This window comes from Enterobacter cloacae complex sp. P29RS (assembly GCF_014893445.1).
Lineage (GTDB): Bacteria > Pseudomonadota > Gammaproteobacteria > Enterobacterales > Enterobacteriaceae > Enterobacter > Enterobacter intestinihominis.
The window spans coordinates 110,627-126,972 of the sequence record NZ_JADBPZ010000005.1 but is presented as its reverse complement, the minus strand read 5'-3'; the positions used below and the strand labels follow the sequence as shown (position 1 = coordinate 126,972).

Sequence of the window (16,346 nt, the reverse complement as noted above, 5' to 3'; positions counted from 1 at the left end):
ATAATGACCATTTTTAATAATTATGAAGTGTGGTTTGTGATTGGCAGCCAGCATTTATACGGACCGGAAGCGTTGCAGCAGGTGACGAAACACGCGGAGCACGTTGTGAATGCGCTGAACGCGGAAGCCAAACTGCCGTGCAAACTGGTGCTGAAGCCGCTGGGTACTACGCCGGACGAAATCACTAACATCTGCCGCGATGCCAATTACGATGACAAATGCGCTGGCCTGGTGGTGTGGCTGCACACCTTCTCGCCAGCCAAAATGTGGATCAACGGCCTGGCTATCCTCAACAAACCGCTGCTGCAATTCCACACTCAGTTCAACGCCTCCCTGCCGTGGGACAGCATCGACATGGACTTCATGAACCTGAATCAGACCGCGCACGGCGGTCGCGAGTTCGGCTTCATCGGCGCACGTATGCGTCAACAGCATGCCGTGGTGACCGGCCACTGGCAGGACGGCCAGGCACAAAAACGCATTGGCTCCTGGATGCGTCAGGCGGTCTCTAAGCAGGATACCCGTCACCTTAAAGTGGTGCGTTTCGGCGACAACATGCGTGAAGTTGCCGTAACCGACGGCGACAAAGTGGCCGCGCAGATCAAGTTCGGCTTCTCCGTAAATACCTGGGCGGTGGGCGACCTGGTGCAGGTGGTGAATGACATCAGCGATGGCGACGTGAACGCGCTGGTGGACGAGTACGAAAGCAGCTACCGCCTGACGCCTGCGGCACAGGTCAACGGTGACAAGCGCCAGAACGTGCTGGATGCCGCACGCATTGAACTGGGCATGAAGCGTTTTCTGGAACAGGGCGGCTTCCATGCCTTCACCACCACCTTTGAAGATCTCCACGGCCTGAAACAGCTCCCGGGCCTGGCTGTACAACGTCTGATGCAGCAGGGCTACGGTTTTGCGGGCGAAGGCGACTGGAAAACTGCCGCTCTGCTTCGCATCATGAAGGTGATGTCGACCGGTCTGCAGGGCGGCACCTCTTTTATGGAAGACTACACCTACCACTTCGAGAACGGTAACGATCTGGTGCTCGGCTCGCACATGCTGGAAGTGTGTCCGTCTATCGCCGTTGAAGAGAAACCGATCCTCGATGTGCAGTACCTCGGCATTGGCGGCAAAGCGGATCCGGCCCGTCTGATCTTCAACACCCGTACCGGCCCGGCCATTAACGCCAGCCTGATCGACCTCGGCGACCGTTTCCGCCTGCTGGTGAACTGCGTCGATGCTGTGGAAACTCCGCATTCTCTGCCGAAACTGCCGGTCGCGAACGCCCTGTGGAAAGCGCAACCTGACCTGCCAACCGCGTCGGAAGCCTGGATCCTGGCCGGCGGCGCGCACCACACCGTCTTCAGCCACGCGCTTGACCTGAACGATATGCGTCAGTTTGCCGAGCTGCACGACATCGAACTGACCGTGATTGATAACGACACCCGTCTGCCAGCCTTTAAAGACGCGCTGCGCTGGAACGAAGTCTATTACGGTTCAAAACGCTAAGCCCTGAATGCCCGGTGGCACTTCGTTTACCGGGCCTACGGTTCTGTAGGCCGGATAAGCGAAACGCCATCCGGCAGGAGACGACAATGTTAGAAGATCTCAAACGTCAGGTACTCGAAGCCAACCTGGCGCTGCCAAAACATAACCTGGTGACCCTGACTTGGGGCAACGTCAGCGCCGTTGACCGGGAAAAAGGCGTGTTCGTGATCAAGCCTTCGGGCGTGGATTACACGGTGATGACCGCGGAAGATATGGTGGTGGTCAGCATCGAAACGGGTGAAGTGGTTGAAGGCGATAAAAAGCCCTCCTCCGATACGCCCACTCACCGCCTGCTGTATCAGGCCTTCCCGACCATCGGTGGGATTGTGCATACCCATTCGCGTCACGCGACCATCTGGGCGCAGGCGGGCCAGCCAATTCCGGCCACCGGCACCACCCACGCGGACTACTTTTACGGCACCATTCCCTGCACGCGTCTGATGACCGATGCGGAGATCGGCGGTGAGTACGAATGGGAAACCGGGAACGTGATCGTCGAAACCTTCGAAAAACAGGGTATCGACGCGGCGCAAATGCCCGGCGTGCTGGTGCACTCCCACGGTCCGTTTGCCTGGGGTAAAAACGCGGAGGACGCGGTGCACAACGCGATCGTGCTGGAGGAAGTCGCCTACATGGGGATCTTCTGCCGCCAGCTGGCACCGCAGTTGCCGGATATGCAGCAAACCCTGCTGGATAAGCATTATCTGCGCAAGCACGGCGCGAAGGCGTACTACGGGCAGTAAAACATTGTCCGGTGGCGCTGCGCTTATCGGGCCTACGGATCCTGTTGGCCGGATAAGCGTAGCGCCATCCGGCAAAACAGGCACTGTATAAAACCCCAGCAAATACCCCTCAACCAGGCTATAATCAGGCCTGGTTTTGTTTTGTGGGATAGCGGCGTGGCACAGGCGCAAGAAGGCTTTTTACTGACCCGACACTGGCGGGATACCCCTCAGGGCACCGAGGTTGCGTTCTGGCTGGCGACGGATAACGGCCCGCTGCACGTTACCCTGCCGCCTCAGGAGTCCGTGGCGTTTATCCCTGAACACCACGTCGAGAAGGTAAAGCAGCTGCTGCGCGGTGAAAACGGCTGGCGCCTCACGCCTCTTGAGCTAAAAGACTTCCACCGCCAGCCGGTTTATGGCCTCTACTGTCGCGCCCATCGCCAGCTGATGCGCTATGAAAAATTGCTCCGCGAAGCGGGCGTGACGCTCTACGAAGCGGACATTCGCCCGCCGGAACGTTTTCTGATGGAGCGGTTTATCACCGCCCCCGTCTGGGTGGACGGCGCTGAGCAGAACGGTTTTCTCGTGAACGCGCGCCTGAAGCCTAACCCGCACTATCGCCCGCCGCTGAAGTGGGTCTCGCTGGATATCGAAACCACCCGTCACGGCGAGCTTTACTGCATCGGCCTGGAGGGCTGTGGGCAGCGGGTTGTCTATATGCTCGGGCCCCCGAACGGCGATGCGTCCGCGCTGGATTTTCATCTGGAATACGTTATCAGCCGACCACAGCTGCTGGAGAAGCTTAACCAGTGGTTTGCCGAGCACGATCCCGACGTGCTGATCGGCTGGAACGTGGTGCAGTTTGACCTGCGCGTGCTGCAAAAACATGCCGAGCGGTACCGCATTCCCATGACGTTAGGGCGCGGAAACACGGAGCTGGAGTGGCGAGAGCACGGTTTTAAGAACGGCGTATTCTTCGCACAGGCTAACGGTCGCCTGATAATCGACGGCATCGAGGCGCTGAAATCGGCCTTCTGGAACTTCTCTTCCTTCTCGCTGGAAGCGGTCGCCCAGGCGCTGCTCGGTGAAGGTAAATCCATCGACAATCCCTGGGACCGAATGGACGAGATCGACCGGCGCTTTAATGAGGATAAGCCAGCGCTCGCTACCTATAACCTGAAAGACTGTGAGCTGGTAACGCAGATTTTCCATAAAACCGAGATCATGCCCTTCCTGCTGGAACGCGCAACGGTAAACGGTCTCGCGGTCGACAGGCACGGCGGCTCGGTAGCGGCCTTCAGCCACCTCTATTTCCCGCGGATGCACCGGGCGGGCTATGTGGCCCCTAACCTCGGTGACGTGCCGCCGCAGGCCAGTCCCGGCGGTTACGTGATGGATTCACGGCCCGGGCTGTATGATTCGGTGCTGGTGCTGGATTATAAAAGTCTGTACCCGTCGATTATCCGCACATTTCTGATTGATCCGGTAGGGCTGGTCGAGGGGATGGCGCAGCCAGACGATGCGCACAGTACTGAAGGTTTTCTCGGGGCACGCTTCTCGCGCGAAAAACACTGCCTGCCTGAGATCGTGGGAAACATCTGGCACGGCCGCGACGAGGCAAAACGCCACGGCAACAAGCCGCTCTCACAGGCGCTGAAAATCATTATGAACGCCTTTTACGGGGTGCTGGGCACCAGCGCCTGCCGCTTCTTTGATCCGCGTCTGGCGTCGTCCATCACCATGCGCGGGCACGACATTATGCGCCAGACCAAAGCGTTAATTGAATCCCGGGGTTATGACGTTATTTATGGCGACACCGATTCCACCTTTGTCTGGCTGAAATCGGCCCGTTCAGAAGACGACGCCGCGCAAATCGGCAAAGAACTGGTCGCCTTCGTGAACGCCTGGTGGCGCGAAAGTTTGCAAAAAGAGCGGTTAACCAGTGCGTTAGAGCTGGAGTTTGAAACCCATTTTGCCCGCTTTTTAATGCCGACCATTCGCGGGACCGACCAGGGCAGCAAGAAGCGCTACGCCGGACTGATTCAGGAAGGCGACAAGCAGCGGATGGTGTTTAAAGGGCTGGAGACAGTGCGCACCGACTGGACGCCGCTGGCACAGCAGTTTCAGCAAACCCTTTATCTGCGGGTGTTCCGCAATGAGCCGTATCAGGACTACGTGCGCGAGACGATAGCCAGCCTGATGGCGGGCGAACTTGACGCGCAGCTGGTGTATCGCAAGCGCCTGCGCCGCCCGCTGGCGGACTACCAGCGTAATGTTCCTCCGCACGTCCGCGCGGCGCGACTGGCGGATGAAGAGAACGTTCGACGGGGCCGCGCGCCGCAGTATCAGAACCGGGGAACGATCAAATACGTCTGGACAACGAACGGACCAGAACCCGTTGATTACCAGCAGTCTCCGCTCGATTACGATCACTACCTGACCCGCCAGCTTCAGCCTGTTGCGGAGGGAATTTTACCGTTCATCAACGACGACTTTGCTACACTAGTGACAGGACAACTTGGGCTATTTTGACGCGTGACGAAACCGTTGCCATCCAGTACCATAGCGCCCTTTCCATTCCCGGACCCATTTTTCGATGACCGTCTTTTTTGACGGGGTCGAACTATTGCCTGCAATTAAAGATTAGAGCCGAACAACTATGCCTTTTACACTTGGTCAACGCTGGATCAGCGATACAGAAAGCGAACTTGGATTAGGAACCGTCGTTGCCGTCGATGCGCGCATGGTTACCCTCCTTTTCCCTGCTACCGGTGAAAACCGCCTGTACGCTCGCAATGACTCCCCTGTTACCCGCGTAATGTTCAATCCGGGTGATACCGTGACCAGCCATGACGGCTGGCAACTGAAGGTTGAAGACGTAAAAGAAGAGAATGGACTGCTCGCCTACATCGGAACGCGTCTTGATACCGACGAGACGAATGTCATCCTGCGTGAAGTGCTGCTCGACAGCAAACTGGTGTTCAGCAAGCCGCAGGACCGTCTGTTTGCCGGGCAAATCGACCGAATGGATCGCTTCTCCCTGCGCTACCGCGCGCGTAAGTTCCAGAGTGAGCAGTACCGCATGCCGTGGAGCGGCCTGCGCGGTCAGCGTACCAGCCTTATTCCCCATCAGCTGAATATCGCCCATGACGTGGGCCGTCGCCATGCGCCTCGCGTGCTGCTGGCTGACGAAGTGGGCCTGGGTAAAACCATCGAAGCAGGCATGATCCTGCACCAGCAGCTGCTCTCTGGCGCTGCCGAGCGCGTGCTGATTGTGGTTCCAGAAACGCTGCAACATCAGTGGCTGGTTGAAATGCTGCGCCGCTTTAACCTGCGCTTCTCCCTGTTCGACGATGAGCGCTATGCCGAAGCCCAGCACGACGCGGACAACCCGTTTGAAACCGAACAGCTGGTCATTTGTTCCCTGGACTTCGTGCGCCGCAGCAAGCAGCGCCTGGAGCATCTGTGCGACGCTGAATGGGATCTGATGGTCGTCGACGAAGCGCACCACCTCGTCTGGAGCGAAGACGCGCCAAGCCGTGAATACATGGCGATTGAGCAGCTTGCCGAGCGCGTACCGGGCGTTCTGCTCCTGACCGCCACGCCGGAGCAGCTGGGTCTTGAGAGCCACTTCGCCCGTCTGCGCCTGCTCGATCCCAACCGTTTCCACGATTTTGAGCAGTTTGTTGAAGAGCAGAAAAACTACCGCCCGGTGGCGGACGCCGTCGCGCTGCTGCTGGCCGGTAATCGTCTCTCTAATGATGAGCTTAACACTCTCAGCGATCTGATTGGCGAGCAGGATATTGAGCCGCTGCTTCAGGCCGCGAACAGCGACAGCGATAATGCGGGATCCGCGCGTAAAGAGCTGATCGACATGCTGATGGACCGCCACGGTACCAGCCGCGTGCTGTTCCGTAACACCCGTAACGGCGTGAAAGGCTTCCCGAAACGCGAGCTGCACACCATCAAACTGCCGCTGCCGACCCAGTACCAGACGGCGATTAAAGTCTCCGGCATTATGGGTACCCGTAAATCTGCGGAAGATCGCGCGCGCGACATGCTCTACCCGGAGCAGATTTATCAGGAATTCGAAGGCGACACCGGCACCTGGTGGAACTTCGATCCGCGCGTGGAGTGGTTGATGGGCTACCTCACCGCTCACCGTTCCCAGAAAGTGCTGGTGATCTGCGCCAAAGCCGCTACCGCATTGCAGCTGGAGCAGGTTCTGCGTGAGCGCGAAGGCATTCGCGCCGCCGTGTTCCACGAAGGCATGTCCATAGTTGAGCGCGATCGTGCAGCAGCCTGGTTTGGTGAAGAGGACAGCGGCGCGCAGGTTCTGCTGTGCTCTGAAATCGGTTCTGAAGGCCGTAACTTCCAGTTCGCCAGCAATCTGGTGATGTTCGATCTGCCGTTTAACCCGGATCTGCTGGAGCAGCGTATCGGCCGTCTGGATCGTATCGGGCAGGCGCACGATATTCAGATCCACGTGCCGTATCTGGAGAAAACCGCCCAGTCGGTGCTGGTGCGCTGGTACCACGAAGGGCTGGACGCGTTTGAACACACCTGCCCGACCGGCCGCACCATTTACGATCAGGTCCATGGCGATCTGATCGGTTACCTGGCCGCGCCTGAAAATAGTGAGGGCTTTGATGAACTGATCAAATCCTGCCGTGAGAAGCACGACGCACTGAAAGCGCAGCTGGAGCAGGGTCGCGATCGCCTGCTGGAGATCCACTCCAACGGCGGTGAAAAAGCGCAGCAGCTGGCCGAAAGCATTGAAGAGCAGGACGACGACACCAGCCTGATCAGCTTCTCCATGAATCTGTTCGACATCGTCGGTATAAACCAGGACGATCGCGGCGAGAACATGATCGTGCTGACCCCGTCCGATCATATGCTGGTGCCGGATTTCCCGGGCCTGCCGGAAGACGGCTGCACTATCACCTTTGAGCGTGATGTGGCGCTGTCCCGCGAAGACGCACAGTTCATTACCTGGGAGCACCCGCTGATCCGCAACGGTCTGGATCTGATCCTCTCCGGCGATACCGGCAGCAGCACCATTTCCCTGTTGAAGAACAAAGCCTTGCCTGTGGGCACGCTGCTGGTGGAGCTGATCTACGTTGTGGAAGCGCAGGCGCCGAAACAGCTTCAGCTTAACCGCTTCCTCCCGCCAACGCCGGTGCGTCTGCTGCTGGATAAAAACGGTACGAATCTGGCCGGCCAGGTGGAGTTTGAAAGCTTCAACCGTCAGTTGAGCGCGGTGAACCGCCATACCGGCAGCAAGCTGGTGAATGCGGTGCAACAGGACGTGCATGCCATTCTGCAACTGGGTGAAACCCAGGCCGAAAAAGCGGCCAGAGTGCTGATTGATGCGGCGCGCAGCGAAGCCGATGAGAAGCTTTCTGCCGAGCTGTCGCGTCTGGAAGCGTTGAAAGCGGTGAACCCGAACATTCGTGACGATGAGCTGGCCGCAATTGAGAGCAACCGCCAGCAGGTGCTGGAAAGTCTGAATCAGGCCGGATGGCGTCTCGACGCCCTGCGTCTTATCGTTGTGACGCATCAGTAAGCGGAGCGCAAAATGGTAATGGAGCCCTACAATCCCCCGATGGATCCGTGGCTGGTCATTCTGTATCAGGACGAGCACATTATGGTGGTTAACAAGCCGAGCGGTCTGTTGTCCGTGCCGGGGCGTCTGGAAGAGCATAAAGACAGCGTGATGACGCGTATCCAGCGCGATTATCCCCAGGCCGAGTCTGTCCATCGTCTGGATATGGCGACCAGCGGCGTGATTGTGGTGGCTCTTAATAAGGCGGCAGAACGTGAGCTGAAGCGTCAGTTCCGCGAGCGCGAGCCGAAGAAGCAGTATGTCGCCCGCGTGTGGGGCCATCCGGCGCAGGCGGAAGGGCTGGTGGATTTACCGCTGATTTGCGACTGGCCGAACCGGCCAAAGCAGAAGGTGTGTTATGAAACCGGCAAGGCTGCGCAGACCGAGTATGAAGTGCTGGAGTACGCGCCGGATAATACCGCGCGCGTCCTGCTGAAGCCGATTACCGGGCGTTCCCATCAGCTGCGTGTGCATATGCTTGCGATGGGTCACCCGATTCTGGGTGACAGATTCTATGCGCCGCCGGAAGCGCTGGCGTTAGCGCCGCGCCTGCAACTGCATGCGCAGACGCTCACCATCACCCACCCTGCTTTCTACAACGCCATGACGTTCAAAGCCCCGGTGGACTTCTGAAAAAATGGCCCGACACTGTCGGGCCATTTTTTTATTTAAAACCTTTCTGCTCTTTAATCAGCTCGTAGGCTTTCTGGATTTCCTGCGCTTTCTGTTTCGCCATCTCCATCATCTCAGGCGGCAGGCCTTTCGCCACCAGCTTATCCGGATGGTGCTCGCTCATCAGCTTACGATAGGCGCGTTTGATGGTCGTGACATCGTCAGAGGGCTTCACGCCGAGGACATTACAGGCATCTTCAAGCGTAGGGCCACGCTGCGCCTGCTGCCAGCCGCCACCGGACGATTGCTGTTGATAACCGCCGCCAAAGTGCGCGCCACCCTGCATCATGCGCAGGAACTGATCGAACTGCATGCGGGAAATGCCCAGCTCTTCAGCAATCACATACAGGACGTCCCGTTCATTCGGATGCAGAGAGCCATCCGCGAAGGCGGCCTGGATTTGAATTTCCAGAAACATCCGAATTAAATCAAAGCGCCCGAAGCAGATGCTACGGAACTGCCGCATTTTTTCACGCAGCGGGTAGTTATCCGCTTTACCAATCCGGAATGCATTCTGCGCCGCGACGCGGGATTCGCCGTGCAGATTCATGCGATCCATAAAGACGCTGGCAACCTGAATATCGGCTTCCGTTACGCGCCCTTTTGATTTGGTTAAGTGCCCCATCACCTCGAAGGTGGTGGAGAAGAAGAGTGACTGGCGCTCGCGCTGGTTGGCAAACCAGGCCATTTTGCGGCTGCGTGCTTTATCAAACATATGGCCGATAATGAGGCCAAGAACAACACCCCAGAATCCGGCACCCATAATAATTGCGAACGCAACGCCGATTATTTTACCCCAATACTGCATATACTCCCCGAATGGTCATGTTCCTGGCCGACGCAACGCCATCATTACAGTGGTCGCGCCACGGTCAATTGAGGGACATCGCCTATAATTTGCATTATCATACTCGTCATTCGATAGCGAGCCTAACACTCTGGCGCGCAAACGGGCAGGATTAACGCTGGTACTGCGCTGATGAGTAAGATAGTCTCTGAGCGTTTGTAAGCCGTAGCCACTGATGACGGAACAATAAAATACAACGTATGAAAAAACGTATCCCCACCCTTCTGGCCACAATGATTGGCACCGCCCTGTACAGCCAACAGGGGCTCGCAGCCGATCTCGCCTCGCAGTGTATGCTTGGCGTCCCAAGTTACAATCGCCCACTGGTGAAAGGCGATACGAATGACTTACCCGTCACCATTAATGCCGACAGCGCAAAAGGTAATTATCCTGACAATGCAACCTTTACGGGCAATGTCGATATTAACCAGGGAAACAGCCGTCTGCTGGCTGACGAAGTGCAATTGCACCAGAAGCAGCCGGAAGGTGCTCAGGCGCCTGTCCGTACGGTGGATGCGCTGGGTAATGTGCACTATGACGACAATCAGGTCATCCTGAAAGGTCCGAAAGCCTGGTCGAATCTGAATACCAAAGACACCAACGTCTGGGAAGGTGATTATCAGATGGTCGGTCGTCAGGGGCGCGGTACCGCAGACCTGATGAAGCAGCGCGGCGAGAACCGCTACACCATTCTCGAAAACGGCTCGTTTACGTCCTGTTTGCCAGGGTCAAATACCTGGAGCGTTGTGGGCAGCGAAGTGATCCACGACCGTGAAGAACAGGTTGCAGAGATCTGGAACGCCCGTTTTAAACTCGGCCCGGTGCCCATTTTCTATAGTCCTTACCTGCAACTGCCTGTGGGTGACAAACGTCGTTCAGGCTTCCTGATCCCGAACGCCAAGTACAGCACGTCGAACTACTTTGAGTTCTACCTGCCGTACTACTGGAACATTGCGCCCAACATGGACGCCACGATCACGCCGCACTACATCCATAAGCGCGGTAACATCATGTGGGAGAACGAATTCCGCTATCTGACCAAAGCGGGCGCGGGTCTGATGGAGTTTGATTATCTGCCATCAGATAAGGTGTTCCAGGACGAACATCCGAGCGAAGGTGATAAGCACCGCTGGATGTACTACTGGAAGCACGCCGGGGTTTTGGATCAGGTGTGGCGCTTCAACATCGACTACACCAAAGTCAGCGATCCGTATTACTTCAACGACTTCGACTCTAAATACGGGTCCAGTACCGACGGTTACGCCACGCAGAAATTCAGCGTGGGCTACGCCATTGAGAACTTTGACGCGACGGTGTCGACCAAGCAGTTCCAGGTATTTGATACGCAATCGCGTAGTACCTATGGTGCAGAGCCGCAGCTGGACGTGAACTGGTACCAGAACGATGTGGGTCCTTTCGACACGCACGTTTACGCTCAGGCGGTCCATTTCGTCAACACCAACTCGGATATGCCGGAATCAACGCGTCTGCATATCGAGCCGACGATCAATCTGCCGTGGTCAAACGACTGGGCGAGCCTGAATACCGAAGCCAAGCTGATGGCCACCCACTATCAGCAGAAAAATCTGGACTGGTATAACAAACGCTATGGCACCGATCTTGAAGAGTCGGTAAACCGTACGCTTCCGCAATTCAAAATGGATGGGAAGCTGATTTTCGAACGTGATATGGCTCTTCTCGCGGATGGTTACACCCAGACGCTTGAGCCACGTATGCAGTATCTGTACGTGCCTTATCGCGATCAGAGCAAAATTCAAAACTACGACTCGTCCTTCCTGCAATCAGACTACAGCGGCCTGTTCCGAGATCGTACCTACGGCGGCCTTGACCGTATTGCGTCTGCTAACCAGTTAACGACCGGCGTCACAACGCGCATTTATGATGATGCTGCCGTTGAACGTTTTAACGTTTCTGTTGGTCAAATCTACTATTTCACCGAGTCTCGTACCGGTGATGACGACATTAACTGGGAGAAAGACAACAAAACGGGCTCACTGGTATGGGCGGGCGACACCTACTGGCGTATGACGGATCGTTGGGGTCTGCGCGGTGGTGTTCAGTACGATACACGACTGGACAATATCGCGACGGGCAGCGCTGCCATCGAATATCGTCGTGATGAAGATCGCATGTTGCAGTTGACGTACCGTTACGCCAGCCCGGAGTATATCCAGGCGACACTGCCAAACTATGCGAATACAGACCAATACAAAGACGGTATTTCACAGGTGGGTACCGCCGCGAGCTGGCCGATCGCCGATCGTTGGTCAGTCGTCGGAGCGTACTACTATGACACGAATGCCCAAAAACCTGCTGACCAGATGCTGGGTCTGCAATATAACTCCTGCTGTTACGCAATACGTGTCGGTTACGAACGCAAACTTAACGGCTGGGATACGCAAAACAGTCAGGGCAAATACGATAACGTGATTGGCTTTAATATCGAGTTGCGCGGCCTGAGCTCTAACTACGGTCTGGGCACGCAGCAGATGCTGCGCTCGAACATTCTGCCGTATCGTAGTTCATTGTAATGTGCTTGATTTACAACGTAATCCGCTTTGCGGTTAATTGAAATGGAAAAAGTATGAAGAACTGGAAAACGCTGCTACTCGGTGTCGCTATGGTTGCGAATACCAGCTTCGCGGCCCCACAGGTTGTCGATAAAGTCGCGGCTGTGGTTAACAACGGCGTCGTGCTTGAAAGTGACGTTGACGGTTTGATGAAATCTGTAAAGCTCAACTCGGGCCAGGCAGGTCAACAACTTCCGGATGACGCTACGCTGCGCCACCAGATCCTGGAACGTCTGATCATGGATCAGATTGTCCTGCAAATGGGCCAGAAAATGGGTGTGAAGATCTCTGACGAGCAGCTCGATCAGGCGATCGCCAACATTGCAAAGCAGAACAACATTACCCCGGACCAGATGCGTAGCCGCCTGGCCTATGACGGCATCAGCTATGCCACCTACCGTAATCAGATCCGTAAAGAGATGCTGATTTCAGAAGTGCGTAACAATGAAGTCCGTCGCCGAGTCACCATCCTGCCTCAGGAAGTGGATGCCCTGGCGAAACAGGTGGGTAATCAGAATGATGCCAGCACTGAACTTAACCTGAGCCACATCCTGATCCCACTGCCGGAAAACCCAACCTCCGATCAGGCGGCTGAGGCGGAAAGTCAGGCGCGCGCTATCGTTGAGCAGGCGCGTAATGGCGATGACTTCGGCAAACTGGCGATCACCTACTCTGCTGACCAGCAGGCGCTGAAAGGCGGCCAGATGGGCTGGGGTCGTATTCAGGAGCTGCCATCCCTGTTTGCCCAGGCGCTGAGCACGGCGAAGAAAGGCGACATCGTCGGTCCAATCCGTTCCGGTGTGGGCTTCCACATTCTGAAAGTGAACGACCTGCGCGGTCAGAGCCAGAACATTTCGGTTACCGAAGTGCATGCGCGCCATATCCTGCTCAAACCGTCTCCGATCATGACTGACGATCAGGCCCGTGCAAAGCTGGAACAGATCGCCGCAGACATCAAGAGCGGTAAAACCACCTTCGATAAAGCGGCAAAAGAGTTCTCTCAGGATCCTGGCTCTGCAAACCAGGGCGGTGACCTGGGTTGGGCGGCAGCGGATATTTACGATCCAGCTTTCCGCGATGCGTTAATGAAGCTGAATAAGGGTCAGATGAGCGCGCCAGTGCACTCCTCCTTCGGCTGGCATCTGATCCAGCTGATGGACACGCGCAACGTGGATAAAACCGACGCGGCGCAGAAAGATCGTGCGTATCGGATGCTGTTTAACCGTAAGTTCTCTGAAGAAGCCGCAACCTGGATGCAGGAACAACGCGCCAGCGCTTACGTGAAAGTGTTGAGCAACTAATGAAACCGCATCGTGTTGTGATCACTCCCGGCGAACCCGCCGGGATTGGGCCTGACCTTGTGGTTCAGCTCGCCCAGCGCAGCTGGCCGGTAGAGTTGGTTGTTTGCGCAGATGCAACACTGTTACAAGACCGGGCAGCCTTGCTCGGTCTGCCTTTAACGCTCCTCCCTTACGTTGAAGGCCAACAGCCCGCACCGCAGCAGGCTGGTACTCTCACCCTGCTTTCTGTTCCGCTCCGTGCACCTGTTGTCCCCGGTGAGTTACACATCGAAAACGGCCACTACGTTGTCGAGACGCTGGCGCGCGCCTGTGACGGTTGCCTTCAGGGCGAATTTGCAGCCCTGATCACCGGTCCGGTGCATAAAGGCGTAATCAACGACGCGGGCATTCCGTTTACCGGGCATACCGAATTTTTCGAAGAGCGTTCGCACAGCCCGAAAGTGGTGATGATGCTGGCAACCGAAGCAATGCGCGTTGCGCTGGTAACAACGCACCTGCCGATCAAAGCCATTCCGGATGCCATTACGCCTGAACTCCTGCGTGAGATCATTGGCATTTTGCATCACGATCTGCAAACCAAATTCGGTATTCCGCAGCCGCATGTGCTGGTTTGCGGCCTGAATCCGCACGCGGGTGAGGGCGGACATATGGGCACTGAAGAGATCGACACCATCATTCCGGTGCTTGAGGAGATGCGGGCGAAGGGGATGAACCTCAGCGGGCCACTGCCTGCCGACACCCTTTTCCAGCCCAAATACCTGGATAAAGCCGATGCCGTACTCGCGATGTACCACGATCAGGGTCTGCCCGTGCTAAAATACCAGGGATTTGGTCGCGGGGTGAATATCACCCTCGGCTTACCCTTTATTCGAACGTCTGTTGACCACGGTACTGCGCTGGATCTGGCAGGCCAGGGAAAAGCGGATGTCGGCAGTTTTATCACGGCGCTTAATCTCGCCATCAAAATGATTGTTAATACTCAATGACTAATCGAGTCCATCAGGGCCACTTAGCCCGTAAACGCTTCGGGCAAAACTTCCTCAACGATCAGTTTGTGATCGACAGTATCGTTTCTGCCATTAATCCGCAGAAAGGCCAGGCCATGGTCGAAATCGGCCCGGGTCTTGCCGCGCTGACCGAGCCGGTAGGCGAACGCCTTGACGAACTGACCGTTATCGAACTCGACCGCGATCTGGCCGCGCGTCTGCAAACGCACCCTTTCCTCGGGCCGAAGCTGACGATTTATCAGCAGGATGCGATGACCATGAACTTTGGCGAACTGTCAGAAAAAATGGGACAGCCGCTGCGCGTGTTCGGTAACCTGCCGTACAACATCTCCACCCCGCTGATGTTCCATCTGTTTAGCTATACTGATGCCATTGCCGACATGCACTTCATGTTGCAAAAAGAGGTCGTTAACCGTCTGGTTGCAGGGCCGAACAGTAAAGCGTATGGTCGTTTAAGCGTGATGGCGCAATATTACTGCAATGTGATCCCGGTATTAGAAGTGCCGCCTTCCGCGTTCACGCCACCACCAAAAGTGGATTCTGCGGTTGTGCGCCTGGTGCCACATAAAACGATGCCGTATCCGGTCAAAGACCTGCGCGTGCTGAGCCGTATAACGACAGAAGCCTTTAACCAGCGCCGTAAAACGATTCGTAACAGCCTTGGCAATCTGTTTACCGTTGACGTGTTAGCTGAGTTGGGCATCGACCCGGCAATGCGTGCGGAAAATATTTCCGTAGAGCAGTACTGCAAGCTGGCTAATTACATCAGCGACAATGCGCCGCCGAAGGAGAGCTAAGCCATGATTGATTCGCCCCGCGTCTGTGTTCAGGTTCAAAGCGTCTACATTGAGTCCCAATCCACACCGGATGAAGAACGTTTTGTCTTTGCTTATACCGTAACCATTCGCAATCTGGGGCGGATGCCTGTGCAACTGCTCGGGCGCTACTGGCTTATCACCAACGGCAATGGCCGCGAAATTGAAGTCCAGGGTGAAGGTGTGGTCGGTGAACAACCCCATATCGCCCCTGGCGAAGAGTATCAGTACACCAGCGGTGCGGTCATTGAAACGCCACTGGGTACCATGCAAGGCCATTACGAAATGGTCGATGCCGACGGTAATGCTTTCCGCATTGCTATTCCTGTGTTCCGTCTCGCCGTACCTACACTTATTCATTAATCTAATGTCTACATATCTGATTGGCGACGTTCACGGTTGCTACGATGAACTGATCGCATTATTAAAACAGGTCGATTTTACTCCCGGGCAGGACACGCTCTGGCTTACAGGCGATTTAGTGGCGCGCGGCCCTGGCTCCCTTGACGTCCTGCGTTACGTCAAATCTCTGGGCGACAGCGTGCGGCTGGTACTGGGCAACCACGATCTGCATCTGCTGGCCGTATACGCCGGGATCAGCCGTAATAAGCCGAAAGATCGCATTACCCCCCTGCTGGAAGCACCGGATGCCGATGAGTTGCTCAACTGGCTGCGTCGCCAGCCACTGCTACAGATTGACGAAGAGAAAAAGCTGGTGATGGCTCATGCCGGCATCACGCCTCAGTGGGATCTTGAGACGGCAAAAACCTGCGCGCGCGACGCCGAAGCGGTGCTGGCGAGCGACTCCTACCCGTTCTTCCTCGATGCGATGTACGGCGACATGCCGAATAACTGGAGTGATGACCTCAGCGGCCTGGCGCGGCTACGTTTTATCACCAATGCTTTTACGCGGATGCGCTACTGCTTCCCGAACGGGCAGCTGGATATGTATTGCAAAGATACGCCAGAAAATGCGCCTGCGCCGCTTAAGCCGTGGTTTGCCATTCCTGGCCCCGTGACTGACGAATACAGCGTGGTATTTGGGCACTGGGCATCGCTGGAAGGAAAAGGCACCCCGGAAAATATCTACGCGCTGGATACCGGATGCTGCTGGGGCGGGGATTTAACCTGCTTACGCTGGGAAGATAAGACCTACTTTGTGCAGCCATCCAACCGACAGCTGGACTTAGGCGAGGGTGAGGCGGTCGCCTCCTGAAGATGTTTATCCTCTCCTTTGA

General features: G+C 56.3%; 12 protein-coding genes. 11 read left to right on the top strand and 1 reads right to left on the bottom strand.

The genetic code is table 11. The features are described from left to right. Positions 1 to 3: 3 nt before the first annotated feature. The 5 genes from araA (at position 4) to rluA (ending at position 8,508) form a co-directional block, all read left to right on the top strand. Positions 4 to 1,506 (top strand): L-arabinose isomerase, encoded by a 1,503-nt coding sequence (gene araA / locus IM282_RS05600; protein WP_015572656.1) that lies wholly within the window; start codon positions 4 to 6, stop codon positions 1,504 to 1,506. An 86-nt stretch (positions 1,507 to 1,592) separates the two neighbouring features. Then, positions 1,593 to 2,288 carry an L-ribulose-5-phosphate 4-epimerase gene (gene araD / locus IM282_RS05595; protein WP_022647024.1) on the top strand — a complete coding sequence of 232 codons (696 nt, stop codon included), beginning with the start codon at positions 1,593 to 1,595 and terminating at the stop codon, positions 2,286 to 2,288. Between the two features lie 156 nt (positions 2,289 to 2,444). Next, the gene (gene polB, locus IM282_RS05590; RefSeq protein ID WP_192970218.1) at positions 2,445 to 4,802 is read left to right on the top strand and encodes a DNA polymerase II; all 2,358 of its coding nucleotides are present in this window, start codon (positions 2,445 to 2,447) and stop codon (positions 4,800 to 4,802) included. Positions 4,803 to 4,929: 127 nt separating this feature from the next. Continuing rightward, positions 4,930 to 7,836 carry an RNA polymerase-associated protein RapA gene (gene rapA / locus IM282_RS05585; protein WP_023299306.1) on the top strand — a complete coding sequence of 969 codons (2,907 nt, stop codon included), beginning with the start codon at positions 4,930 to 4,932 and terminating at the stop codon, positions 7,834 to 7,836. Between the two features lie 12 nt (positions 7,837 to 7,848). After that, positions 7,849 to 8,508 (top strand): bifunctional tRNA pseudouridine(32) synthase/23S rRNA pseudouridine(746) synthase RluA, encoded by a 660-nt coding sequence (gene rluA, locus IM282_RS05580; protein ID WP_192970217.1) that lies wholly within the window; start codon positions 7,849 to 7,851, stop codon positions 8,506 to 8,508. Between the two features lie 31 nt (positions 8,509 to 8,539). Here the strand turns inward: rluA and djlA are convergent, their stop codons facing one another. Then, positions 8,540 to 9,355, bottom strand: a complete 816-nt coding sequence (gene djlA / locus IM282_RS05575) for a co-chaperone DjlA (protein ID WP_023299305.1) — start codon at positions 9,353 to 9,355, stop codon at positions 8,540 to 8,542. Positions 9,356 to 9,594: 239 nt separating this feature from the next. Here djlA and lptD point away from each other — a divergent pair, with 239 nt between their 5' ends. Genes lptD through apaH form a run of 6 tightly spaced genes read left to right on the top strand, consistent with a single transcriptional unit; the run spans position 9,595 to position 16,324 of the window. Then, complete coding sequence (gene lptD, locus IM282_RS05570) at positions 9,595 to 11,946, top strand: LPS assembly protein LptD (RefSeq protein ID WP_023299304.1); 2,352 nt, start codon at positions 9,595 to 9,597, stop codon at positions 11,944 to 11,946. A gap of 53 nt (positions 11,947 to 11,999) precedes the next feature. Then, entirely contained in the window at positions 12,000 to 13,286 is a 1,287-nt protein-coding gene (gene surA / locus IM282_RS05565; protein WP_003856417.1) for a peptidylprolyl isomerase SurA, read from the top strand. Continuing rightward, positions 13,286 to 14,272 carry a 4-hydroxythreonine-4-phosphate dehydrogenase PdxA gene (pdxA, locus tag IM282_RS05560; RefSeq protein WP_022647019.1) on the top strand — a complete coding sequence of 329 codons (987 nt, stop codon included), beginning with the start codon at positions 13,286 to 13,288 and terminating at the stop codon, positions 14,270 to 14,272. Before surA ends, pdxA begins: the two co-directional genes overlap by 1 nt. After that, complete coding sequence (rsmA, locus tag IM282_RS05555) at positions 14,269 to 15,090, top strand: 16S rRNA (adenine(1518)-N(6)/adenine(1519)-N(6))-dimethyltransferase RsmA (protein ID WP_003856423.1); 822 nt, start codon at positions 14,269 to 14,271, stop codon at positions 15,088 to 15,090. Before pdxA ends, rsmA begins: the two co-directional genes overlap by 4 nt. A 3-nt stretch (positions 15,091 to 15,093) precedes the next feature. Beyond that, positions 15,094 to 15,471, top strand: coding sequence for a Co2+/Mg2+ efflux protein ApaG (gene apaG / locus IM282_RS05550; protein WP_003856425.1), 378 nt, complete (start codon positions 15,094 to 15,096; stop codon positions 15,469 to 15,471). 4 nt (positions 15,472 to 15,475) lie between these two features. Beyond that, positions 15,476 to 16,324, top strand: coding sequence for a bis(5'-nucleosyl)-tetraphosphatase (symmetrical) ApaH (apaH, locus tag IM282_RS05545; protein WP_192970216.1), 849 nt, complete (start codon positions 15,476 to 15,478; stop codon positions 16,322 to 16,324). Positions 16,325 to 16,346 lie beyond the last annotated feature (22 nt).